16 protein-coding genes are annotated in these 24,280 nt (G+C 39.5%); 1 reads left to right on the forward strand and 15 read right to left on the reverse strand.

Features of this window, described 5'->3' with window-relative positions; translation table 11 throughout:
• Positions 1–31: 31 nt before the first annotated feature.
• The 9 genes from MKX46_RS12455 to MKX46_RS12490 are packed head-to-tail and all read right to left on the reverse strand — an operon-like array spanning position 32 to position 9,984.
• Complete coding sequence (locus MKX46_RS12455; RefSeq protein WP_340933322.1) at positions 32–763, reverse strand: hypothetical protein; 732 nt, start codon at positions 761–763, stop codon at positions 32–34.
• Complete coding sequence (locus MKX46_RS12460; protein ID WP_341071270.1) at positions 753–2,450, reverse strand: glycosyltransferase; 1,698 nt, start codon at positions 2,448–2,450, stop codon at positions 753–755. The genes MKX46_RS12455 and MKX46_RS12460 overlap by 11 nt, the downstream gene beginning before the upstream one ends.
• 36 nt (positions 2,451–2,486) lie before the next feature.
• Positions 2,487–3,458 carry a methyltransferase domain-containing protein gene (locus MKX46_RS12465; protein ID WP_340933325.1) on the reverse strand — a complete coding sequence of 324 codons (972 nt, stop codon included), beginning with the start codon at positions 3,456–3,458 and terminating at the stop codon, positions 2,487–2,489.
• 27 nt (positions 3,459–3,485) lie between these two features.
• Positions 3,486–5,189, reverse strand: coding sequence for a glycosyltransferase (locus MKX46_RS12470; RefSeq protein ID WP_340933328.1), 1,704 nt, complete (start codon positions 5,187–5,189; stop codon positions 3,486–3,488).
• Positions 5,190–5,199: 10 nt separating this feature from the next.
• Complete coding sequence (locus MKX46_RS12475) at positions 5,200–6,060, reverse strand: glycosyltransferase (RefSeq protein WP_341071271.1); 861 nt, start codon at positions 6,058–6,060, stop codon at positions 5,200–5,202.
• Positions 6,061–6,093: 33 nt separating this feature from the next.
• Positions 6,094–6,825 carry an ABC transporter ATP-binding protein gene (locus MKX46_RS12480; protein ID WP_103047484.1) on the reverse strand — a complete coding sequence of 244 codons (732 nt, stop codon included), beginning with the start codon at positions 6,823–6,825 and terminating at the stop codon, positions 6,094–6,096.
• Positions 6,826–6,839: 14 nt separating this feature from the next.
• Positions 6,840–7,634: an ABC transporter permease gene (locus MKX46_RS25590; protein ID WP_430024401.1), complete on the reverse strand. Its 795-nt coding sequence runs from the start codon at positions 7,632–7,634 to the stop codon at positions 6,840–6,842.
• The gene (locus MKX46_RS12485; protein WP_341071272.1) at positions 7,631–8,566 is read right to left on the reverse strand and encodes an NAD-dependent epimerase/dehydratase family protein; all 936 of its coding nucleotides are present in this window, start codon (positions 8,564–8,566) and stop codon (positions 7,631–7,633) included. The genes MKX46_RS25590 and MKX46_RS12485 overlap by 4 nt, the downstream gene beginning before the upstream one ends.
• A 47-nt stretch (positions 8,567–8,613) precedes the next feature.
• Positions 8,614–9,984 carry a class I SAM-dependent methyltransferase gene (locus MKX46_RS12490; RefSeq protein ID WP_340933334.1) on the reverse strand — a complete coding sequence of 457 codons (1,371 nt, stop codon included), beginning with the start codon at positions 9,982–9,984 and terminating at the stop codon, positions 8,614–8,616.
• A 235-nt stretch (positions 9,985–10,219) separates the two neighbouring features.
• Here MKX46_RS12490 and MKX46_RS12495 point away from each other — a divergent pair, with 235 nt between their 5' ends.
• Positions 10,220–12,679: an O-antigen ligase family protein gene (locus tag MKX46_RS12495; RefSeq protein WP_340933335.1), complete on the forward strand. Its 2,460-nt coding sequence runs from the start codon at positions 10,220–10,222 to the stop codon at positions 12,677–12,679.
• 115 nt (positions 12,680–12,794) lie between these two features.
• Here the strand turns inward: MKX46_RS12495 and MKX46_RS12500 are convergent, their stop codons facing one another.
• The 6 genes from MKX46_RS12500 to MKX46_RS12525 all read right to left on the reverse strand — a co-directional run bounded on the left by MKX46_RS12500 (position 12,795) and on the right by MKX46_RS12525 (position 24,264).
• On the reverse strand, positions 12,795–14,135 hold the full coding sequence (locus tag MKX46_RS12500; RefSeq protein ID WP_340933338.1) for a lanthionine synthetase C family protein: 1,341 nt from the start codon (positions 14,133–14,135) through the stop codon (positions 12,795–12,797).
• 3 nt (positions 14,136–14,138) lie between these two features.
• Entirely contained in the window at positions 14,139–17,348 is a 3,210-nt protein-coding gene (locus MKX46_RS12505; protein WP_341071273.1) for a lantibiotic dehydratase, read from the reverse strand.
• Between the two features lie 344 nt (positions 17,349–17,692).
• On the reverse strand, positions 17,693–18,583 hold the full coding sequence (gene galU, locus MKX46_RS12510) for a UTP--glucose-1-phosphate uridylyltransferase GalU (protein WP_340933341.1): 891 nt from the start codon (positions 18,581–18,583) through the stop codon (positions 17,693–17,695).
• A 198-nt stretch (positions 18,584–18,781) separates the two neighbouring features.
• Positions 18,782–21,292, reverse strand: a complete 2,511-nt coding sequence (locus MKX46_RS12515) for a U32 family peptidase (protein WP_340933343.1) — start codon at positions 21,290–21,292, stop codon at positions 18,782–18,784.
• A 423-nt stretch (positions 21,293–21,715) separates the two neighbouring features.
• Positions 21,716–22,156, reverse strand: coding sequence for a GNAT family N-acetyltransferase (locus MKX46_RS12520; RefSeq protein WP_039271408.1), 441 nt, complete (start codon positions 22,154–22,156; stop codon positions 21,716–21,718).
• A gap of 194 nt (positions 22,157–22,350) precedes the next feature.
• Positions 22,351–24,264, reverse strand: coding sequence for a stalk domain-containing protein (locus tag MKX46_RS12525; RefSeq protein ID WP_341071274.1), 1,914 nt, complete (start codon positions 24,262–24,264; stop codon positions 22,351–22,353).
• Positions 24,265–24,280: the final 16 nt, after the last annotated feature.

Consider the following 24,280-nt stretch of genomic DNA (forward strand, 5'->3'; position numbering starts at 1 on the left):
TTACATAGGTCCCCTTATGAATTTTAGTAAACTATTTTTTTATATAAATACTGACCAAAAAGAAAATACTCAATAATAAAATAAAAGCCATAAACAAATCAGAAATCCGTCTTATATCAGAAGGATGATTCTCACTTCCATTCACTTTGTATTCATAACTAGATGCTTTGGAAGAGTAGAGATCCAACGATTTCTCTTTACCGCCATCTTTAATCACAACAATGCCTGACCACTCATGCTTCAAAAATTTCACCCTTATATCTTTTGAAGCCGGCAGTTTAATCTTTAATGACTGCGGTACTTTCGCAGAACTTAATAAAGCTTTGTCTTTTACTTGCCAACCACCACTCCAAGGCAAATAATCGAAATTAGCTTTATCTCCATTAATAAAAATGTCGGTAACCCATACTTCTGTTGATTTAGATTCAACATTTTTTTCCCCACTAGCTACTATTTCAAGAGTTGATGGTTTATACAAATGATTCACCAGCATGGAATTCCCCAGTACAAGCAATATAGCTGCACTTATTACAGAAAAAAGTAATTTTTTCCTATAACTCGAACGAGAGGTTTCTTTCTTAATCTTAATAACAGTAAAACAAAATATAATAGAAAACAGCAAGAAAAAATACAGTAAGACAAAAGTATACTGTAACATCGAATTAACAGTAAATCGAGTCAGCACATCCGTTAAATAAATCGAATCAGCTAATATTACAAAAAAAAGTATGATTACTAGTAGCCCGTATTTTTTAACCATCATTTTTTATCTTCCTTATCAAGGCGCTAATTTTCCTTAATGGTGAGGTAATCTTCCAAGATAATGTGTTTTCATACGTGTGAATGAGCTGCTGATATTTTTGAATCTCACTTTGTATATCTGATGAAGTATAAACATGATTCTTAAAATAATCCTGTAAAACGACATTTTTGTAGGATACCTCATCTTTTACATCCCACCAAGAAGCATCAAAATGATGCACCGCTAAATTCTTTCCGTCATATACATCAATGGTTAGCTTGTTTGCAGGATAAACTTTGACATTATCCCTTAACGTCTGCATTTGTCCATTTAACTTTATTTTATAGTCTTTCCTCAACAATCCTGTAAGACGGATTACAATATTATTACTCATATTATATGTCCCGTCTTCCTTTTTAAACGTTTCTTCCTGGTATGTCTTCAACCATTTCTTTGCTAACTCAAATCTAGGTATTCCTCCAAATATAGCCGCATTAATATTATCTCTTGTTTCGAAAGCAAAAAAGAAATTGCTTGTTCTTAATGAGTCCAGCGGGGCTTTAAGTTCTACATCCGTGTCCATGTAAAACCCACCCTGTTCATATATCACCTTAATCCGAAAATAATCGGCTACGAATGCCCACTTTTTTGCCTCATATGCCTCTTTTACAAATTGACTTTCGTTAATATCACAATTACTTTCATTCCATTCAATAATTTCATACGTACCTGCATACTTTTCCCAAGATGCCATACAACGCTTAATCAGTTCACTCTTCTCGCCATGTCCAAACCAGAAATAATGTAACTTTTTAGGAATTAGCCTCATCTGAAATAAATCAACTATCGATTTACTTCGCGTATTCTTTTGATAGTAATCATTTTGTTGAAACAACTCTTGTTTCTGATGAGCGTATTCCAAAAAATCATCCGCAAATGCTGGCTTGAATTCTATAAATGTTGCTATGCTCTTGTATACTGCAAATATGGCTTCTTTTCTAAAATTGTTGTGAACGTTATCCAGCACCCGCTGCCAAGAACTAATTACATCCTTCGTTCTCTCATCTGCACTATAAGTGATTGAACCACTTCGCTGTCTATAATTATACAAAGCCAGCTCCAAATAACCCACACTATGAGCATATGAAAGCAGGATTGGAGTCGTCCCAATATCCTCATACCACCCATCAGTAAACTCAGCAATTTGGAAAAACTTTCTGTGGTATAGTTTATTACAGGCTGTCGCTGGATCAATCGAATTAATAACTACTTCCTGGGGATTGAAATGTGTCCCTCGAAAGCCTTTTGCGACATGACCAGTCTCCCATCCATCTTGCACCACCATAAAGTCACATAACACAATGTCATGGCCTTGCTTCGCCATCCCATACATCGCTTCAAACATCTTTCGATCTACCCAATCATCGGAATCCACAAACCCGATATATTCCCCTTTAGCAAACTTTAACCCATAATTACGAGTACCGCCTAATCCACTATTCGGTTTTGTCAGGGAAACAATCTTATCAGGATGTGCCTCTTTATATTCTTTGATAATTTCGGATGATTGATCCGTGCTTCCATCGTCAACTACAATAATTTCAATGTTCTCCATCGTCTGGTTGACCAGAGACTCTAGGCATTTTCGCAAGTATTTCTCTACGTTATATACCGGTACTATAACTGACACACTAATATCATTTCTCATAATAACCGCCTATTCTTTCGATTATAGCTATTCTACTTATAATTTTTCGAAAATATAAAAATCGGATGGAGAAGTCATATCTTCATTACCTAATTCAAAAGGATATTTATTAGCTATAAAATCGATCATTTTCCAATCTTTTTCATTTTCCTGAACATACCTCATAAATTTCCGATTTCTAAATTCCGGCCATCTCGTAAATTCCTCATGATTACTCGAGTAAATTATCACGTACTTACTTGATGCATTAAATAAATCTTTCATATACTCTATATAAACATGGTCCTCAACCAAGTGGAAAATCACATCTAAAGACAAAGCAAGGTCATGCTTTTTTTTCATATATTTATCTTTTTCATCTCTATGAAAAAAAACTTTATTATCAAAGTCAGCAAATTTATCTTTGTTTTTCTTGATAATTGTTTCAGAAACGTCTATTCCTATATACAGGGGATAGTTCATAAGTGAAAGTTGATTTCCATCACCACAGCCAAACTCAATTACAGAATTAATCTGGTGGCTTGCAACAAATTCATTTATTATATTGGCTTTGAACTCAGCAAGATGATTGTATGACCCTGTTCCAGAGGTATAGCCTTCTTTATAGTGACTATCCCAAAATTCACTTGAACTTATGTCCAAAATTTTCTTTTCTTGCTGTTTAAGTTTGAAATTCTCTTGAATTAACTCTTCATTAATACGCGATAAATCGTTCACTTTATCTAATAAATTTTCATTTTCACTGATAAGCAACTCAAGCTTTTCTCCGAGAATGTTCTTCTCTTTGAAAAGAACGCTATTCTCGCTTTGTAAATTTTCATTTTGGAGATGGAGTTTTTTTAAGGTATTGTTCAGTATTTCATTGTCTCTAACGAGTTGTTCGTGCTCTCTAATTTTATCTTCAAGTAACCGATAAAGATTACTAGATGACTCATAGTAAGTTTCCCTCTCCTGAATAACCTTTTTTAGAGGAGGTAATGAATTAATAATTATCTTTTTTATACTCAAATTCCCCAATCCTCCCTCTCATTATCGTCATTTAAAAATACTTTTATAAATTTTAAATAAAGCCTTTAAAACTAAATCCAATATTCTAGATGTTAAATCAGAGTTAGTTGAAATTCTATTTTTTAACTGGTGGTAATTTTTTTTAAGCACACCTCTGGGGTATTCCCAGTTAAAGAATCCTTTATTAAAATAATCCTGTAAAACGACATTTTTGTAGGATACTTCATCTTTTACATCCCACCAAGAAGCATCAAAATGATGCACCGCTAAATTCTTTCCGTCATATACATCAATGGTTAGCTTGTTTGCAGGATAAATTTTGACATTATCCCTTAACGTCTGCATTTGTCCATTTAACTTTATTTTATAGTCTTTCCTCAACAATCCTGTAAGACGGATTACAATATTATTACTCATATTATATGTCCCGTCTTCCTTTTTAAACGTTTCTTCCTGGTATGTCTTCAACCATTTCTTTGCTAACTCAAATCTAGGTATTCCTCCAAATATAGCCGCATTAATATTATCTCTTGTTTCGAAAGCAAAAAAGAAATTGCTTGTTCTTAATGAGTCCAGCGGGGCTTTAAGTTCTACATCCGTGTCCATGTAAAACCCACCCTGTTCATATATCACCTTAATCCGAAAATAATCGGCTACGAATGCCCACTTTTTTGCCTCATATGCCTCTTTTACAAATTGACTTTCGTTAATATCACAATTACTTTCATTCCATTCAATAATTTCATACGTACCTGCATACTTTTCCCAAGATGCCATACAACGCTTAATCAGTTCACTCTTCTCGCCATGTCCAAACCAGAAATAATGTAACTTTTTAGGAATTAGCCTCATCTGAAATAAATCAACTATCGATTTACTTCGCGTATTCTTTTGATAGTAATCATTTTGTTGAAACAACTCTTGTTTCTGATGAGCGTATTCCAAAAAATCATCCGCAAATGCTGGCTTGAATTCTATAAATGTTGCTATGCTCTTGTATACTGCAAATATGGCTTCTTTTCTAAAATTGTTGTGAACGTTATCCAGCACCCGCTGCCAAGAACTAATTACATCCTTCGTTCTCTCATCTGCACTATAAGTGATTGAACCACTTCGCTGTCTATAATTATACAAAGCCAGCTCCAAATAACCCACACTATGAGCATATGAAAGCAGGATTGGAGTCGTCCCAATATCCTCATACCACCCATCAGTAAACTCAGCAATTTGGAAAAACTTCCTGTGGTATAGTTTATTACAGGCTGTCGCTGGATCAATCGAATTAATAACTACTTCCTGGGGATTGAAATGTGTCCCTCGAAAGCCTTTTGCGACATGACCAGTCTCCCATCCATCTTGCACCACCATAAAGTCACATAACACAATGTCATGGCCTTGCTTCGCCATCCCATACATCGCTTCAAACATCTTCCGATCTACCCAATCATCGGAATCCACAAACCCGATATATTCCCCTTTAGCAAACTTTAACCCATAATTACGAGTACCGCCTAATCCACTATTCGGTTTTGTCAGGGAAACAATCTTATCAGGATGTGCCTCTTTATATTCTTTGATAATTTCGGATGATTGATCCGTGCTTCCATCGTCAACTACAATAATTTCAATGTTCTCCATCGTCTGGTTGACCAGAGACTCTAGGCATTTTCGCAAGTATTTCTCTACGTTATATACCGGTACTATAACTGATATTATCACCTTTCCATTCATCAAATACCGCCTACTTACTATTTAAATTCGCAATCCAGTTAAATCTTTTGATTATTTTTTTCACTAATCTCTTAAATGAATTAACAAATCCAAACGATAACATTGTAAAACCTAAAATAAAATATCCACCTTTAAAAATCTTACGAAAGTATTCCATTCTTAATTTATAATCATATTGAATATGTTGCTGTATATTTGAATTATTATAACTTGAATTATCATAAACAATCCTTTTATGATAATTAGATAGAGGTTCAGTTATTACACCAACATTACAATTAAAAATAAATCTAATGTTAAATTCCCAATCACCCAAAACCGGTAGATCTTCTCTGTATTCTCCAGTCAAACCCAAAGCCTTTCTTCTATATACAAAAGAATTTGTGGTAAACAAGTTGCCTTTTGCAATTTTCAACAGTGAAACTCTCTTTAGTTTTGGATTGAATATAGTTTTAAACTTCTGAGTAATGTTTCCATTAAATATCTCTTCATGAATTAGATAAGTTAAAGTCACAACTCCATCAAATTCTTTGTTTTCTTCTAGACTTTCTATACAAACCCTTAAAAAGTCAGGACTCCAAGTGTCATCGTCATCTAATAAAGTAATATACTCAGCTTTACTATTGGCCAAACCAATATTAGTAGCAACTTCCATATATAAATCACTCTTAGTATGAGTTACTTTTATTTTTTTAAGAACATCAGAGCCATATTGCTTTAAAAGGTGTTGAAGTTGAACGATATCACCACCATTATTAATCAATTGAATCTCCCAATTATCATAGGTTTGACTTATAACACTCTGAATTGCTCGATTTAATAAAATAAGTCTGTTTTTTGTTCTCATAATGATGGCTACTTTAGCTTCCACTCAATGCACCTCTCTAAAAGCAATTCTCTGACATTAGACCATTGAGTATTGATCAACTACCTCGTCAGCTGTGCCTGCCATTATAATTTTCCCCTTTTCAATCCAAATTGCTTTATTACAAATCTCTTTTACCTGTGCAGAAGAATGTGAAACGAATAATACAGTTGTCCCTTTACTAAGTAAGCTGTTAATTTTGATTTTACATTTCTCCTGAAACTTATAGTCACCGACGGCTAAAACTTCATCTACTATAAGTATATCTGGCTCAATTATAGTTGCGATTGAAAAAGCCAGCCTGGCAATCATACCTGAAGAAAAATTTTTAATAGGAACGTTCATAAATTCATGTAACTCAGAAAAGTCAACAATTTCATTATATTTCTGTTTCATAAAGTCTCTAGAGTATCCCAATACAGCCCCATTAAGATAAATATTTTCTTCTGCAGAAAGATCAAGATTAAATCCTGCTCCTAACTCTATTAATGGAGCCATGCTTCCTTTAACAGAAACGTTTCCTGTTGTGGGTTTAAGCACACCTGCAATGATTTTTAAGAGCGTACTTTTGCCAGCTCCATTTAGACCAACAAGACCTAGAATATCACCTTTCTCCACTTTAAATGACACATCTTTAAGAGCAATAAACTCATTATAAAATAATTGTCTTTTAAGCAACTTTACAAAGTATTCTTTGAAGTTATCAATTTTTTCTGAGCTTAAATTAAACAACATGGAAACATTCTCGACCTCTATAATAGATTCCTTCATTAATTCGCTCCTTACTAAACATGTAAGATAAACTTATCTTGTTTCTTATAAAAAACGTAAAAACCAACAATGAATGTTAAAAACCCTATTGAAAAACAGATCGCATTTTCAAAAATGCTCGGAAAAGTTCGGTACATTACAATCTGTCTAAAAAAATCAACCATATAGTATAACGGATTTATATAAAAAATAAACTGATATTTCTCAGGAAGTACAGACGCAGGATAAAATAATGGAGTGAAATACATCCAGGCCGTCAGTATAACTTCGTACAAATAACTAATATCTCTGAAAAACACTGTGTAGGCAGATAACAATAAGCCTACTCCGGTTGCGAATAAGAAAACGTAAAATATAGCTAGCGGGACCAATAGAAGCACAGGAGTTATTTTCACACCTACAAATAACATAACAACCAATAAAGCTATTAGAGAGAATCCTGAATTGACCAATGTTGATAGACATTTAGCAAGAGGGAAAATATATTTAGGAATATATACTTTCTTTATTAGTGATGCATTTCCTACAATTGAATTCATAGACATGCTCGTGCATTGTGAGTACATATCCCATATAATCCTACCCGTAAAAACGTATACCGGAAAATACGGAACATCACTTTTGAACAAATTAGAAAAAACCATTGTAAGAACAAACATCATCATTAGCGGATGAAGCACACTCCAAATAATACCTAAAACTGATTTCCGATATCTTAACTTGATATCATTAACGACTAATTCACGTAGAAGAAATCTATATTTAGTGAAATTTTGCCAATAAGTTTTCATTAAAAGTCCTTTCCTCATATAAACTCGTTATTAATTGTTTCTCTTCTGTAATAATCAAAAGTATCTTTCAATGCTTCTTCTAAAGAGTACTTAGGCTTCCAGTTAAGATGTGAAATAGCGGAACTGTTATCAAGACAGCTATGGATAATATCCCCTACTCTACTTTCTCGATAGACCAATTCCACTTTCTGGGAATTAAACTCAGACATAATCCTCACAAGTTCATTCAAACTAATTGTAGTATTTGTACTCACATTAAATACTCCATTAATCTCGCTATCAATAGCTGCGATATTGGCACTAACAACATCTTGGACGTAAATAAAATCTCTTGTCTGCTCTCCATTACCATAAACAGTAAGGGATTCGTTTTTTAACATCTTGTTTATGAAAATAGAGACTACTCCTCCTTCACCAATATGATCTTGTTTAGGTCCAAAAACGTTAGAATACCTTAAAATCGTATATTTAAGTCCGTAAAGAGCAGCATAAGTTTTAATATACTGCTCAGGTACAAATTTGGATATGCCGTAAAAAGAAATGGGGTCTATAACGTGACTCTCAGCAATAGGTAAGTTTTGAGGCACACCATAAACCGCCGCAGAAGAAGCATATATAATTTTTTTAACACCATGCTTCTTGCAGTTTTCCAATATGTTAACTGTTCCTTTAATATTAGTCTCCTCATCCAACAGAGGGTCCTCAATTGATCTATTCACATTTACTTGGGCCGCAAAATGTAATACTTGATCAGGCTTAATCTGATCGAATAATTTATCCAGTTGTTCAGATGTAATGTCAGCTTCAAAGAAAACAGCTCTGTCATCTAAATTGCCTAGTTTTCCAGTGGATAAATTATCAATTACAAAAACATGATGCCCTAAATTTAGCAATTGTTCAGCAACATTTGACCCTATAAATCCTGCCCCACCAGATATTAATATCTTCATTATCAATCACTCCATAACAAATTTGTACTTTATGCGCTCATTATTATTCAAAAAGGATTCACGGAAAAAACACCTAACTCCCTAATTTTATCCGTCCCATATGTGTCGGCAATCTGTTTGTAATAAGTAAATTTAGAGTTTTGGGTAATGTAATCGATCTCCATTTGAGGATTATCGCCAGATTCCCAGATAATAAATGAAGTGATCAACTTATCAAGATTCTGGATAATAAGCTCTCTTTTATCTTCGAAAAAATGATAAAAAACAGTTAAAAATATCGCAACATCGTAAGTTCCACTCGTTTCATACTCTTCAATTTTATCTTGAAGTAACGTAATATTTGTATGTGTAAGCTCCGTTAATAATTTTGCCAAATCATAGTGTTGTTTGTCAGGTTCCAAAGCAGTAACTTTTGCTCCTTCTCTGCTAAAAAATTGTGAATAATATCCTAGGTTTGAACCAATATCTAAGATCTTATAATTACTAAACCTCTGCGAATTGAAAAATTCAAGTATATGGTCTAATCTTGATTTATACGAATTATCACGATAAGCAGGCCTATCATAAAAATATGGATTACAAATAGGTGTATAAAATTCGCTTCTTTCCTGTTCATTAATTAATTCAAGACATTCCAAAGCTTTTTCTTTATTTCTCCAATTTATAAACTCTTGGACGCTAACTTTTGCTGGAATCAACCTCATTCCAGAACAGTAAAGAAACATTGCGCGATGATGACCATCGATTATATTAAAATAACCGCTAGGGTTCCATCTGACTTCTATTGGATTATCCGCAAAAAAATCAATTCCTTTATTTAGCTCCTTGCTCATGCATTGAAATTCTCTATGACGTCTATCTATTACAGCTATTGAAGATTCCGAAATTAGCCCTCTTGAAGAAAATAAGTTTTCAAACCATTTAATATAGGCATCAGGGCTCTTTTCAAGGCCTTTAAAAAAATTCATTAGGTCCCGATGAGGTTTTAATCTAACCAAATTAATATTTTCCCAAACTGTGTTTTGATGCTCCCAATTCGCCGTTATTTGATCCACTTTGGAATATGCTGTAATTTTATCTTCCGTGAAAAGTAGCTCAACTGGAATGAACGCAACAACATGTTGATCTTCTGCAAGTCTAATGAAGGAATGATCTATGATACTCCCGTCTCCGTCTAAATAGCTTGAAATTTGATTTTCAAGCCTGTTCTCTTTACACTTCCATTTAACAATTTCATTTTGCTTCAACAAGTCATCTTTGAAGCTCCTATCCAATGCAATTCTAGACACTAAGTCTGCGTTAATACGTTCCAATTCTAAAATCTTCTCATATTTCTTCTCACTATCAAGAGCATATCTATTTCTCTCATCAACTATCTTGTTTAATTGTGGAATTTTTTTTGCTATTTTCTTTAACATAAAGTCAACCCCATCTCCAAGCAGAGCTTTATTTTTCAATACAATCTTTAGGCATAATATCCTCGGTTATTGGAACAAGTCTACCTTTAATAATAAAACATTAAGTTTAGTATAGGCCGGACACAACTGTCCCCAAGCTCTAACATTATCTACACTCTCTAGGAGCAGAGCTATGTAGAAGCAAATTTTTATGCTAAAATATTGACGTATCTACAAGAAAAGGAGATTGTAAACCTTGTCGAATCCAGTATACGGGAAACAGGCCAAAACGTCGACCCGTGACGATAAAAGGCCGGCTATGTTTTGGGTGTTAATTGTTGGCATGATTTTGTTCTTAGCTTGGGCCCCCTTCCAGGCTGCACTTTTTAATGGTCAAATGCTCGATTTTGAGAAACCTCTGTATTGGGCTTTGATCATCAGCACGATTCTATTGATTTTAGGAATCGTAACCTATTATAAAAAATTCAAGCTGGAAGAGCAAAGGGATTGGCTGGCTGTATTAGTACTACTGCTTCCTCTGACTTATGTGCTTTCACTGACTTCAGCAGCTTCACATTACCTGGCCATGAATATGGTGGTGGTACAGTGCATATATGCCGCCCTGTTTATCATCTCAATCTATCTACTCCAGGATCGTTTAGGCAATAAGATTATTCACAACCTGATTATGACTGTTGCTTATGTCATTGTAGGCTTTGGCTTCATTAACTGGTTTGGACAGTGGGTACTTGCCGGCAAGATGGTAGGCTGGTTTACCCAATATGTGTACCAGTATCGCTATATCAATGCAGTTATGACAGATACAAATGGTCTCCGGCTAACATCAGTGTTTCAATATGCGAATACATACGCTGCCTTTCTAATGGCCATCCTATTCGCTGCCGTTTTCTGTTTGATGAAATCAAAACTATGGTATGGCAAGGCTATTCACAGCTTCATGTTGGTGCCTATTCTGGTCTCGCTATTCCTGACTTTGTCTCGGGGCGGTCTGGTTATGTTGCCTGTCGTATTCGTGCTGCTTTTGCTTTTCCTTAAACCAGCACGCCAAATTATATGGATTTTACATTGCGCCATTGCTGGTATAGCGTCAATATCTATCTTGGCGCCGATTACAAATATGGGTTTACAGCTCAACAAGACCTACAACGGCGGAGAGGCTGCGAAGGCTTGGGGGTTACTAATTGGTGTCTCCCTGGCTGTAACTGTTGTACTGTGGCTTGTTGAACGTTATCTGGCACCAAAGCTGGAAAATGCCCTCAAAGGATGGACCTCCCGCAAATTCTCCAACCTGTGGCTACCTGTCGGATCAGTTGTGGTGATTGGCTTGCTGGCTTTTCTGTTAATAGGAACTGGCCTGCGCAGCGTACTGCCGGAGAATGTTCAGGTCCGGTTGGAAAACATTAATTTTCGCCAGCATAGTGTACTTGAACGAATTGCATTCTATCAGGATGCTGCCAAATTGATTAAAGATCATCCTGTTATTGGCACTGGCGGCGGCGGTTGGGCATCTTTATACGAAGAATATCAGGATTATCCTTATAGCAGCCGTCAGGCCCATAACTTTTTCATGCAGTACCTAGTTGAAGTAGGTATTTTCGGTTTTGTAATTTTAATGTTATTTATCTTATATATTTTCTACAAATATACTCGTAGCTATATTAGACAAAATGATGAAGAGCGGGATTCTCACTTTCTGTACCTTATTCTGGCACTCTCAATCTTACTCCACAGCTTACTGGACTTTAATATGAGTTACGTGTTCATGGGCATACTGGTATTTGTGAGTCTAGGCGGCATGGCCGTTGCTATGGACAGCAAGCCTCTTAAACGCTTATCCATGAGTGCTTCCGGTTTTCGGATCACGTACAGTGTAGTCATTGGTATTCTGAGTATCGTCGTGCTATTCTCAGGTTTTCGCTTTGTGCAATCGGCTAATGCCGCTTCATATGGCAAACAGATCATGGCGGTCAGCACATCTTTTGAGGAAATTCAAAGTGCTATTAATAAAGATCTTGAACTTCGCCCTACACACCCCGATTCTGTTCTGAGATTGGCTGCACTATACAAAAATGTGTATGATCAAACGAAAAAAGAGGAATTTTATAATGCTGCAATAGAGATACTAAATACGGGCTTGAAGGCAGAACCGTATAATAAAACCATGTATAACTTCAAAGTTAACCTTTTACAAGCAAAAGGTGAGAATGAGCAAGCTTTCAGCATTTTGGAAAATAATATTCACAAATTTAACTGGGACAATGATTGGTACAATATGTTGATTACCCAGGCCTACACTATTGGTAATAAGGCACGTGAGCAGAAGGATACAGCCAAGGAACGGAAGTATTTCCAAGCAGGTCTTGCTGCTTATCAGAATGTTCTTGATGGGGTAGCCCATCTTAAGACGATTCCACCTGAAATTGAGTTGACACGTACCTTTGAAGTAACCTCAGGTATTGCGCTTAGTACTGGCAAGATTGAGTTCATGTCAGGTAAGCCTGCTGAGGCTGCAAGCATCCTTAAAAACGGCCTGAAGGACGACCTGAGCGATGTTACGAATCGTGAGGTTGCTCGTTATTACGTTGCTGCCCTACAGCAGCAGGGCCAAGACGACGAAGTTTTATATAACAAACTGATTCAAACTGATCCGAAAGAGAAGGAGCAAATTGAGAAGTTAAAGTCCTTAAAGCTCTAGGTATACCGTTTAACATTGAATGCAAATACAGAGCTACATCAACCAAAAAAAAGGAACATCAGAAGTTTTTCACTTCTGGTGTTCCTTTTTTCATCCTAACTTTTACTTCCTCCTGCTATGTGATTAATAAGCTCCTTCCCCAAAAACTTTCCTCGGATTCAAGGCTATCCAACAAAGTCATAACAATACCTGAAACACCATCCAATAAACCTACGAAATCCAAATGTTTGACCGATTGGGTATCCTTAACGATATCACAAAAACCGAACGCTAATTCACTATCAAACTTTTCAACGACTTCTAAAAGCAAACCTCGGGCATATTCACACAGCTCGATATCTCCCGTATCCAGATACATCTGATGGGTAAGCTTTATTAATCCCGAATAGCCATGACATACCGTTGGAGAATATATACTCCAACGTTCGCGGGGACGTGCGTATATGGATTTAAAGGCATCCACAGCAAGCGACTTTAAGTCTTCATTCTCTAGTGCCCTCCCTGCCAACCATAAGCTTCTAGCAACCCCTGGAGATCCATAACACCAGGCTTCACGTTCTGTTTCATCGGGAATGATTCCGTTCATATACTCTTTGTAGCTTATATTATTGGGCCAATACCACCCATAATCATTTTTTTGCTTCCAATGGTCCAACCATGAACTGTATCGCTCTATAGCCTCCTTATGGCCTGATACTCTCACATTTTGGTGCCAGGCTATCGACAGTAAGGCCAACGGACCAGGAATGCCATGGGCCAACCCCATGTTAAAATATCCTTCGGGATACCTCAACTGCTCATGTGAGGGTAAATTGTGAACAGGGATATACCAGCCTGGAAGAACCTCACCCTTCCAAGCTCTCTCTCCACTTAACATGACAAGATAGCTGAGAACATCTTTAAGGAGATCTCTCATCTCAGGTACATCTGGGAACAATAACAGATATCTACCTATTCCACTCCACCCTGAAATGACATCATAGTCATGAAAATTGACCCCTGTTTCTAGATTGTTTCTTGAGCTCTCCAACAGAGCTGGGCCATAGCGAACGATTATATGATTAATCTGTTGAATAAAACCTTGGTATTTACGAAGCTTGTCAGATAACGCATAAGCCGTAAACCCGATGCCCGACAGCCCGCTCCATAGCGATAATGAGATGTTCTCCTCTAGCTTAAGTGCTTCTCTTGTATTTATAAGATATTGATGTGCATATCGTGTAAAAGTATCCTCTTGAAATACAGCTCCCAACCTCCCGAACAGTAGACTCACTGCTGGAAAGCCACTCGCAAGACTTATGTCATCCCATTTATAATCCTCTTGTAAGGCTGTTTGATTTGTCTTTGATGAACATACAGAAATTACATATTCTGGGTCTGCCAATCTTCTTGCAACTCTTTGTACAATCTCCAGAATAGTCTGACGCAAATCTTCCGATATTCCTGTTGTGATCATATTTCAGTTCTCCTTATTATTCATTCGCTTTGTGTACTTCTGAGCACGATTCAGATGATAAAGGGCATGACTCAATAGTGACATTACTTTCGCCTCTTTCATTCGATCCGTGCCTATCAGTCTGTTCAGGTGCATGTGAATAAAACTTTCCATAATATCCAATAAAGGTTCGCCCCCGTATGTTTCCTCTTTTATCTGAAGGAAGCTCTCCTTATATTGCTTTAGTTTTTCCCTACGAGGTTGAAAGCGCTCTATCATAAATTCACCATAATCATATGCTCTCAATGAACTCCATTGATCTGAAACATCGGATATTGACATGTACCATGTACGATTTTTTTGAAATGTTTTGGTGTGATTATTGTGCCAATCTTTCTGTTGAGACCATTCAGCCTGTTTAGCTAATGAAGGTATCCATTGATTTAACATATCAACCACACTAATAAACGCAATATGTTCCAAATCAATCTTCAACTTCTTGTTATATTGCAAAAAGATGAATTCAGAAGTAAGTTTGGAATCCTCGGCAAAAATCTCTTCAGCCAGTTGAATCAGGCTTTCTCCGCCGTATCTTTCCACCTCTGGCACGTATGTATCATACACAACTTGGTTCAGCAGTCCTTCCTGCTTGAGCTTGTTCGCCCACGATTGAATAGCAGGAATTAGTTGTGCACACAACCTTGCTGCATCTCCATGAAATCTCACACGTACATGATCGTCAGAATCTCTATATCGAACGATAAAATATCGATCAATAATTTTTTGTTTTTCTGCCAACTCACAAAGCGGTCTGAGGTAGTTCCCAATAAATTCCCTTTCACGCTCAGACATGCCATACAGCTTGACGTAAAGCCATTCATCTCCCGGAAAGTAGACATTCATCCTACTAGTACTGATGGGGTTTTGCATAGCACTAGGCTGAACAAGATCCTTTATACCAGACGGGACTATTCCATTCATTCTCACTAAAGGAATGACATACTCAGCAATGTGGTGTCCTTTAGTGGACTCTCCCCATACTTCATTCCATTCAAAACCGCATTCAGTCAACCAAAGGGATGCAGGACCTGAAAGCTTTTGATATTTATCATATAGTTCGGATATACAAAAATCATGTGTAGTATCCATTAATAATCTGTTATCATCAATGGTTATATATACGTGCCGGGGAATACTCCACTCCTTCCTATACCTTTCAAATGCATGAGCCCAATCACTTTTGGTATGACATCCCTGAAAAGCCTCCATACCTGCATTAAAGGACCACATCGCTGGTGAAAGAATAGTATTACCGTACCTTACGCGGGGCAGAAACGGAAATCCTGAGAGGCTTCCCCATTGAAACGATGAAATATTTCTTTGCCCTTCCTGTTGAATTTCACGTAAAAATCGATAAATATTAGGCGCCCTATAATAATTCAGCATATTTGTAGATATAGGAATCACTCTCTTATTCAAAGAACGTGATATTAAATAAAAAGAGTTGTGTGTACAACCTACATATAAATCAGATAAAGGGATGGTTGCCGCTCCATCATCTGTGTAATTATTCGTTCCAAGGATAATCTGATGAGAACAAGATCGATTTGTTATAACAACGTTTGAATGCCTATTATTAGTTGTTAAATAAATAAGTTCCGCAAAAACTACGTTTGGATCCTGATCAGATTGTAGCTCATAAATACTGGAGATTTTCCCTTGTGCAACTTCATTTAGAATCGGACCAAATCTGCCAAATGCTTTGCCTGCACCTGGGTCTCCTGAATTGGGATTTATAATCAATTTATAACTCTTCTTTTCCAGATCATTCGAATTCGAAGCGGCAATGGTAACATACATCTCTAAAGATGGCGGAGGTATGAGATCAGATGGAACACTTTCTATTTTTTTGATCTTTTCATCTGTAAGCTCAATCTCGATACTACCTTGTTTGATCGCTTCTCCAACCCAACATGCTAATTGTTTATCTCTGTCAGTATTGGTAGCAGGTATTTCCCAACTTCGTCTGCTCACAGGATATTCATAACCTGGAGGAGCTCCTAATCCCATATCTTCATCCAACAGTTCTAACAAGGGAATCTGCCGATGTAATCCATACTTCTCAATAAAAGCACTCCGATAGGTCTCAAGATGCGGATTGCACACATCATTCGATAGTCTCCATAAAATTTCGGCAGCTTCGGCAACCTCTTCAGCTATACTGTGGCTTAAAGTTGCACTTATTATAGATGTTTCCATATCAATTTGGAGTGGATCTTTGCAAGGAAACATTTTATTCATACTGTTGCTTATGTCTATATATAGCTCTTCCCCCTCACCTACAGAGGTTCGATTATATTGTTGTACGTGGTTATGAATCTTTTGAATGGAAGTCTTGAGATCGTCTATACCTGTTACGGATGCTAGTTGCCCTTTTAAATATTCAAACGGCATTTCAGAGTTACGAATGGATAGAGGCGGCCTTAAATCACTTATTAAAAACTCTTGCTCTACTAACTTCATCAAAAAATCAAATAACTGCTCTCGATTTATAGTGGGGAACTCTTCTTGCATCTTAATCATTAACAACTTTATGGGAATAGGCTCTTTCGCACAGTGAACGGCATAGTCCACAAACTTGGAAATGCGGATTGAACTACTTTTGATTTCATTAGTGGAATCACTATGATCTATATAATTAAGATAAGGTAACTTCATACGCGATCCGGAAACATAAAAGATCGGATTCATACGTACTTTGATTTGCTTAACGACATGCCTCATACGTTCCAAACTCTTTACGAGATTCATTAACCATTGCATATCTGGACGTGCTACTTTTCTGTTACAGCTCAGATCTCCTAATACAAGTTTGTTTTCATTATCAAAGGAACCCACAGCAACACCAGCAAAAAGACCATAAGGGGTAGCTCGTGTTGAAAGCCTAATCATATAATAAGCTAATGCTTTGATAACCTTATCTACTTTCTTTAAATTTGAATTGTCCATTATTTGATTAACAGAGTTCATTAATGAGGGACTGGCAATCAAAAGTGCCTCACGGATAATCGAGTCTTCCAAAATATGGAATAGTCTATTCTGCAAACCTTCATTCCAAGGTTCATTGAATAATTCTTTGTACTGTTCAATAGACAACAACGGAATTCTAACTAAAAAAAATTCCAAAGCTTTGAACATATTCATATCTGTATTCCTGCTCTCAGCGTTCTTCATAGCTCATGAGCCTCCTTAACGTAAATAACCCCAGATATAAGAATCATATCTGGGGTTGTTTTGTTAACTAAACACAGCAGTTGCAAGTTACGTATTTATTCCAACTATAACAAGAAGAAGCAGCACAGGAAACAGAGCGAGTAACACTACATTGAGGTGCAGAATTAACTGATAAAGCACTAATCTGCAAGTCCAAATCAAGGGTGTCTTTTTGTTGCAAAGTGAATAGATCTAAAGGGTTCATCTCTATACCTCCTTCGCTAAAATAAGATAATATTTGGAATATTCCTCTCTTATTTTAATATAATACTCAAAAATCCAAAAAATCTTTTTATCGCATACAATTACAATTTTGTTACATTACCATCAATTTTTTCAATAACCTGTCTCATATAAGCCAGTACTTCATCCTTGATTTCGTTATGCTGCAGAGCATAATGAATAGTAGTTTCAATGAATCCTAATTTCTCGCCAACGTCATGGCGATTGCCGTCAAATTCGTAGGCTAGGATCGGATTCTTTTCTCCCAGTTTGGACAATGCGTCCGTCAACTGAATCTCCCCGCCTACTCCCGCCGATTGCTGACCCAGGATATCAAAAATATCAGGCGTCAGAATATAACGTCCCATGATCGCCAAGTTGGAGGTTGCTTCTTCCTTCTTTGGCTTTTCTACCAATCGTTCCGCCTCAGAGATTTTGGAAGTAAGTGCATGACCTTCAACTATGCCGTAACGATGTACCTCGTTCCAATCCACTTGTTTTACACCTACAACAGAACGCTGATACTCATCGAACACGTCAATCATCTGTTTGAGGCATGGATTCTCAGACTCAACGATGTCATCCCCTAAAAGGACGGCAAAGGGTTCGTCACCGATAAACTTACGTGCACACCAGATGGCATGCCCCAACCCTTTAGGTTCCTTTTGACGAATATAGTGGATATCTGCCATCTCCGATGGTTTACGCACTTCATTGAGCAGATCCCATTTTTCCTTCGCAGTCAAATTATGCTCCAGCTCAAAGGAGTAGTCAAAATGATCCTCAATCGCCCTTTTGCCTTTACCAGTAACGATAATGATATCCTCTATACCAGATGCAACAGCCTCTTCAATAATATATTGAATTGTTGGTTTGTCTACAATGGGAAGCATCTCTTTAGGCATCGCTTTTGTAGCAGGAAGGAACCGGGTTCCTAATCCCGCAGCAGGAATAATCGCTTTACGGATTTTCATAGGTTAAAACTCCTTTTGTCTTCAATATAACGGGATAGATATACTGTCTATGATTATAACAGGAAGATAGATGAATTTGATAGGTTAAAGAAGAAGACATCTTCCCTCAAAGAGAACATGTCTTCTAATCACTTGCTTTCTATATGAATATATTATGCTGCCGGAATCTTTCTGGCTCCCGAACAAATATACAGTTATTTACTTCACCAGCTGCCCACGTGTAACACCCAACTGATTCGTCGCTTTCAGCGTCTTCCATACTTGTGTTCCACTGATTTCTCCGCGCAGGGCACGGTTATAGAGATCAATAACCTCATGCACTTGCTCCGGTGTCTCCTCCAAAAATTCCACGCGGTAACGGGACACGCCCAGCTCCAGGAAGTTGGACAGATATTCCGCGCCGGATTGCTCAATCGCGTTGTACACCGTGTTGCGGCAGCCTTCGTCCACACGGACCGGATGAGACATACCAATTCGATCACGCAGGGATGCGCGATGGTCCTCACATGGACGTCCACAGTTAGTGTAGTCGGTGCCTTCACTCATAAAGGTGCAGTATACGCAATGTTCAGTATGGAACATTGGCATATGCTGCTGGATCACGATCTCCAGCTTATCAGTACGTGTACGTCTGAGCATATCGACCATTTGCTGAATGTTCAGATCGTACGAAGGCGTAACCAGGTCGCAGCCGGAATCCAGGAACAGATCAGCCGCTTTATGGTTGGCTATGTTCAGCGAGAAGTCACCAATCAATTGCGGGTGATGTGCGTCCGGGTTCTCCAACCGATGTCGCAAGTAGAAATACAGTGCCCCTGGATTGCGTACCAACACAGCATCCGGCTTCAAGCGCAGGATGTTGTTGTGGTAGCCATTTTCACCCGGCATGTGAATACGCGGGGTCGCCAGCGCAATTCGGCGGCCTGCAGCGTGCACAGCCTCTACGGCTGCTGGGAATTGCTTGATGAACTCGAAGTCGGCGTAGATGAATTCCACGCCGGCCTCGAGCGCAGCCTCCACCTGAGGGAGGCTGCGGCACAACGCGGTCAGCTCTGCCTGACCGCGTGCCACAGACGATGCCGGAGCCGATGCATCGTCATACACCTCGACCGCCCGTTTCGTGTACACGGGCGGTTTGGGACGCTCGCCCGCGAGCAGTTCCACCGCCTGACGGCGGATACCGTTCAGCTCGCGCATCGGCACGATGACGTCCCCATGCAGATGGACGTCCAGTTCTTCCAGCTGGAACACCGTTCCGCCCAGTCGGCCGAACTGCTCTTCGAGCAGTTCGTGCGTCATCGGACGCTTCTGGGCAATTTCGAGTTCCAGCTCGGAGTCCACGCGGACCGTTGTGCCCTTTTGCACATCGGTCCACCACGTCGACAGCGGTTGCCCTGGGGAGCCGCTGACTCGCACATGTACCGGGAAGACCCGGTACGGCTTGTCCGTGTCGTACGACTGGCGCAGACGTTTATCCAGCGCTGGGTCGTTGGTCTTCCAAATGCGGTCGCCCACGTGCACACGGCGCAGATCCACATCGTTGCGTCCCGCTACGATGTCAATGATCCAGCCTTCTCCGGCTTCGCCTTCAATCTTCACGCCCTTGCGACGGATATCGTATACGCGTCCGCCTTCTTCCTTTTGCGTGGGATCTCCCGCATCGAATACAATCCCATCGCCACGCTTGAGTGGGGCATCAATACGGCACACTACACCATCACGAAGGATTTGTTCCACTCGGCCCAGATACACCCCCCGGCTTTTCGGGAACGTACCGTCAACCAGCTTCTTGTTATTGGTCCCTTCGAGAAAACCGTGCGTAAAGCCGCGTGAAAAGCTCTGTTGCAGCTCGCGGATATCTTCTTTGCTGGTCTTGGACGTATCGCCATCAAAATACTTATCAATGGCCTTGCGGTACTTGCTGACCACATTCGCCACATATTCAGGTGTTTTCAGTCGCCCTTCAATTTTAAAAGAAACAACACCCGCGTCGATCAGTTCAGGCATCAAGTCAATCGCTGCCAGATCCTTAGGTGACAGCAGATACGTCACATCTGCCATTGGTTTCTGCTCTCCGTCCACCATCAGATCGTAAGGTAAACGACATGCCTGTGCACACTCACCACGGTTAGCAGAGCGGCCGCCCCACATTTCTGAAGTCAGGCATTGGCCAGAATAAGATACGCATAACGCTCCATGTACGAATACCTCCATTGGAAGTCTCGCCTGGTCGCCTATTTTTTGGATCTGTTTCAGGTTGTTTTCGCGTCCAAGCACGACCCGTTCCATATTGTACGGCTTTGTAAACTCTACCGCTTCCGGCGAGGTAATCGTCATTTGGGTAGAACCATGGATCGGGAAATCCGGTGAAATGTCGCGGATCATTTTCACCAAGCCCATATCTTGGACAATTAAGGCGTCGACTCCGGCATCAATACAGGCATCGACCAGCTCCTTAGCGTCCTCCAACTCGTTTTCAAATACCAATATATTGAATGTTAAAAAACCTTTAACTCCATAGCTATGCAAAAACGCCATAATTTCAGGCAGTTCCTCCATGCGAAAATTATTCGCTCGTGCTCGTGCATTGAACTTTTCCACCCCGAAAAAGATCGCATCAGCCCCGTTTGCCACCGCCGCACGCATACAATCCCAGTCACCGGCTGGTGCCAGAAGCTCGACATCTTCTCTTCGTACTGCTGATTTCATTATTGCCCTCCCCATATGCTGAAAACGAATGATCCCCCGAGGAATAATCGTTGTTTTCAGGGCAGCTATGCTGCTTACTTGGTAATCTCATGGATGTTCCATAGACTCATTCCAAAGCTGATCATGTTTAGTCAGGGGAATGGAAGCCTACTAAGAATCATATTTTAAATCCTATCCGTCTCTATCATCTTGTCCGATCATCCACACACTGAACCATCGGTTCCTCGCGTGAATTACATCTAACTCAAAAAATCCGCATCACAAACATCTGCGGCAGAATCATTCTTATCTTGTAACTAATCTAGTGTACCAGACTGCGACCTAAGCTTCTACACTTTCCAAGCGATTCCTTTAAAAAATAATACTAAAAACACCTCCAATCCCGTCAAACGGTGCTTTGGAGGTGAGTCATCCTATCATTAACTAGGCAAACCTATACTTCGCAAGCATTTCTCCCCAGGGTGATATTCCCTTCTCCCTGAAGCCTGATTTACTATATAGCTTTCTAGCTAGTTCATTGTCTGGTTTATACCCAATCATGATAACATCCGTCCTATCACTGGCTTTCCTTATTTCGTCGATAACCAGCAACATCGCATTGTAGCCATAACCTTGACCTTGAAATTTTTCGTCAATCATAAATCGGTAAACCCAGTAATTTCCGTCATCCGGGTCTAAACCATACATTGTAAAACCAATTAATTCGTCATCATTATAAATTGCTTTAGATAAAAATCCATCTAAAAACTGACATTCCGCAATCGAAAAAAGGTTAGATACCATAAATCTTTTTTGCTCAGGTGTCGGTTCAAGTTCGGCACATGCTTCCCAATTATGTTTGTCGACTGCTTTTAGCGTAATCATTTTGGATTCCTCCTATACGGGGAAATCCGTATCGACTTCCCTAGTGCTTACTTCACTCATTATAAGATTGGCGGTATTTGGCGGGCGCCAGTGAAGCGGGCCATTTGAATCCGAAGAAGCGTCAGCGCTCGTAGGCTCAAATGGCACGCGTAGCGCTTCCCCCACAACCTCGCTAATCTCTTACCTACACCCTCTTACTTCACAAAATTAAACGAATTTAACGTCGAATCCAGTGCGTTAGACTGTACAGCCGTGTTGTTCGCATCATTCAATGTCGTTGTCACGGTATACGTTTTTCCATCACGTTCTAAAACCAATTGGTGGCCTGTGTAGCCAATGCCTTCCTCGATACGATGGAATGTAAAGGACACTGCCGGAACACCAGCAAATGTTACGTCCTTAACTTCCTCAACTTTGAGGTTTTTGTAGTTCTTTGCTTGCTTATCGTAGAAGTCCTTGAGCTGGGATACCGTTAGTTCAAATGATTGGTCGTTGTCGATTTTGATGGAAAAGCGTCCTCCGGTAAACTCGTACTCTACATCGCCCAATTCAAATTGATCGCTAATCGCGGTCCAATATCGTGGGATATTCACTGTATATTCATAGGCTTTTGACGTCTTTTTGACCGTTTTCGTTTTGTCTGTCAAATAGTCGTCTTCTTCCAACTGTCCAAAGTTACTCGCTACGGTTTGAAAATCGATTTGAAGCGAGGAAATGAGCGCGTTGAACTGATCATTTCCTTTGCTTACTTTTTCAGGCACTGCGTATTCAGCCAAGTAGCGGTATCCATTTTGCTGAATCAGCACATTGTACTCTTTGACCCATCCATCGCCAAAATTATAGCGGTACTCCTGTACTAACCCTTGAACGCCTGCAACCTCCAGCGGATACGTCTTCTGTGCCTCATAAGCCGTGGACACAAATGAATCGCTCAGCCATTTTTGCAGCTGCTGGCCCCAGTTCTCCAATTTTCCATCTGCTGGAGCTGAGGTTACTTTCACACGGAAGCTCGATCCATCATTACTTTCATATTGCATCCGTTGATCGTCCATTTTCCAGCCTGCGGGTATGCTGAGTGACACACCGTAGTCTGGATTCCCGGCCTCGCGTGTGCCTCCTACGACAGTAGACAAGTCTTTAATACTTTTATCCTGCGCATTAAAGGAGGTCTTGAAGGAATTTAAAAGTCCCGCATACTGGGCCAGATCTTTATAATTCGTTGCTTTAGCATCGGAAAAATAAACTACATACAATCGTCCGTTGTTATAGTACTGACGATTTTCCCACAGCACGCCGTCCCCATCCTTCGTAATGACACGAGCATAAGGTACCTTCGCTTTCGGGAAGGATTTTCGATCGATCACAGTTTCTCCCGTTTCCTTGGCTGCCTGCACCAATTGTTGCAGCAGATCGTCCGCATTCAGTGGAACCGGCTGTGACGCTGTGTGCACTTCCATATAATACGCACTGTTCTCGTCCATAAATGTGGAAATACTCTCATCTCCACCTCCCTGACCGATGACGAGCCCTGTTGGATAGTTCATAGACCAGTCATAGTAACTGTTCCCGATCTGTGTCTTACCCTCATCATTATCAATGTTCGGTGTCTCTTCAGCTACCGTGCCTGCCTCTTCTTGTGCTTCCATCCGAATAATGATTCCGGCACCATTCTTCTCCAACTTACCGCCAAGCCCTTCTGCTACTTGACGCAGAGGCACCATGAGAATACCTGATGACATTTCCGGTGGAGCTGGAAGTGTCACCTTGTGACCTCTCACCCACGCTGTACGGCTACCAATGGTTAGCGATACAACATGAGTTCCGCTAGTGATTTTAACCACATTATCTTCAGCTAATCGAATTTTGCTGTTAAATGCCTTTTTAAACACACCAGCCGGAACCATCAGTGCACCACTTTTGGAATACGGCTTCGTAATATTGGCATTATGACCGTTCACGATGGCTGTATTGCTGCCGCTTTGCAACCGTAATTCCAGCATGGTTTTATCATGATCTGCTGCAACTGCTGGCAAAGCGGAAAGCAGAAGGGACAATGCGACAGCGCCGACCCCCAGCTTACGCATCATTTTTCTTTGAATATGCTTCACAGTAAATCTCCCTTTA

The organism is Paenibacillus sp. FSL P4-0113, from assembly GCF_038009305.1.
GTDB classification, from domain to species: domain Bacteria; phylum Bacillota; class Bacilli; order Paenibacillales; family Paenibacillaceae; genus Paenibacillus; species Paenibacillus polymyxa_D.

Bases quoted from the DNA above. Each gene is read 5' to 3' on its own strand.
- MKX46_RS12520 (WP_039271408.1), bottom strand. From the start codon at position 22,156: ATGATTACGCTAAAAGCAGTCGACAAACATAATTGGGAAGCATGTGCC.
- MKX46_RS12480 (WP_103047484.1), bottom strand. From the start codon at position 6,825: ATGAAGGAATCTATTATAGAGGTCGAGAATGTTTCCATGTTGTTTAAT.
- MKX46_RS12515 (WP_340933343.1), bottom strand. From the start codon at position 21,292: ATGAAATCAGCAGTACGAAGAGAAGATGTCGAGCTTCTGGCACCAGCC.
- galU (WP_340933341.1), bottom strand. From the start codon at position 18,583: ATGAAAATCCGTAAAGCGATTATTCCTGCTGCGGGATTAGGAACCCGG.
- MKX46_RS12485 (WP_341071272.1), bottom strand. From the start codon at position 8,566: ATGAAGATATTAATATCTGGTGGGGCAGGATTTATAGGGTCAAATGTT.
- MKX46_RS12500 (WP_340933338.1), bottom strand. From the start codon at position 14,135: ATGATCACAACAGGAATATCGGAAGATTTGCGTCAGACTATTCTGGAG.
- MKX46_RS12470 (WP_340933328.1), bottom strand. From the start codon at position 5,189: ATGAATGGAAAGGTGATAATATCAGTTATAGTACCGGTATATAACGTA.
- MKX46_RS12490 (WP_340933334.1), bottom strand. From the start codon at position 9,984: ATGTTAAAGAAAATAGCAAAAAAAATTCCACAATTAAACAAGATAGTT.
- MKX46_RS12455 (WP_340933322.1), bottom strand. From the start codon at position 763: ATGATGGTTAAAAAATACGGGCTACTAGTAATCATACTTTTTTTTGTA.
- MKX46_RS12505 (WP_341071273.1), bottom strand. From the start codon at position 17,348: ATGAAGAACGCTGAGAGCAGGAATACAGATATGAATATGTTCAAAGCT.
- MKX46_RS25590 (WP_430024401.1), bottom strand. From the start codon at position 7,634: ATGAGGAAAGGACTTTTAATGAAAACTTATTGGCAAAATTTCACTAAA.
- MKX46_RS12460 (WP_341071270.1), bottom strand. From the start codon at position 2,450: ATGAGAAATGATATTAGTGTGTCAGTTATAGTACCGGTATATAACGTA.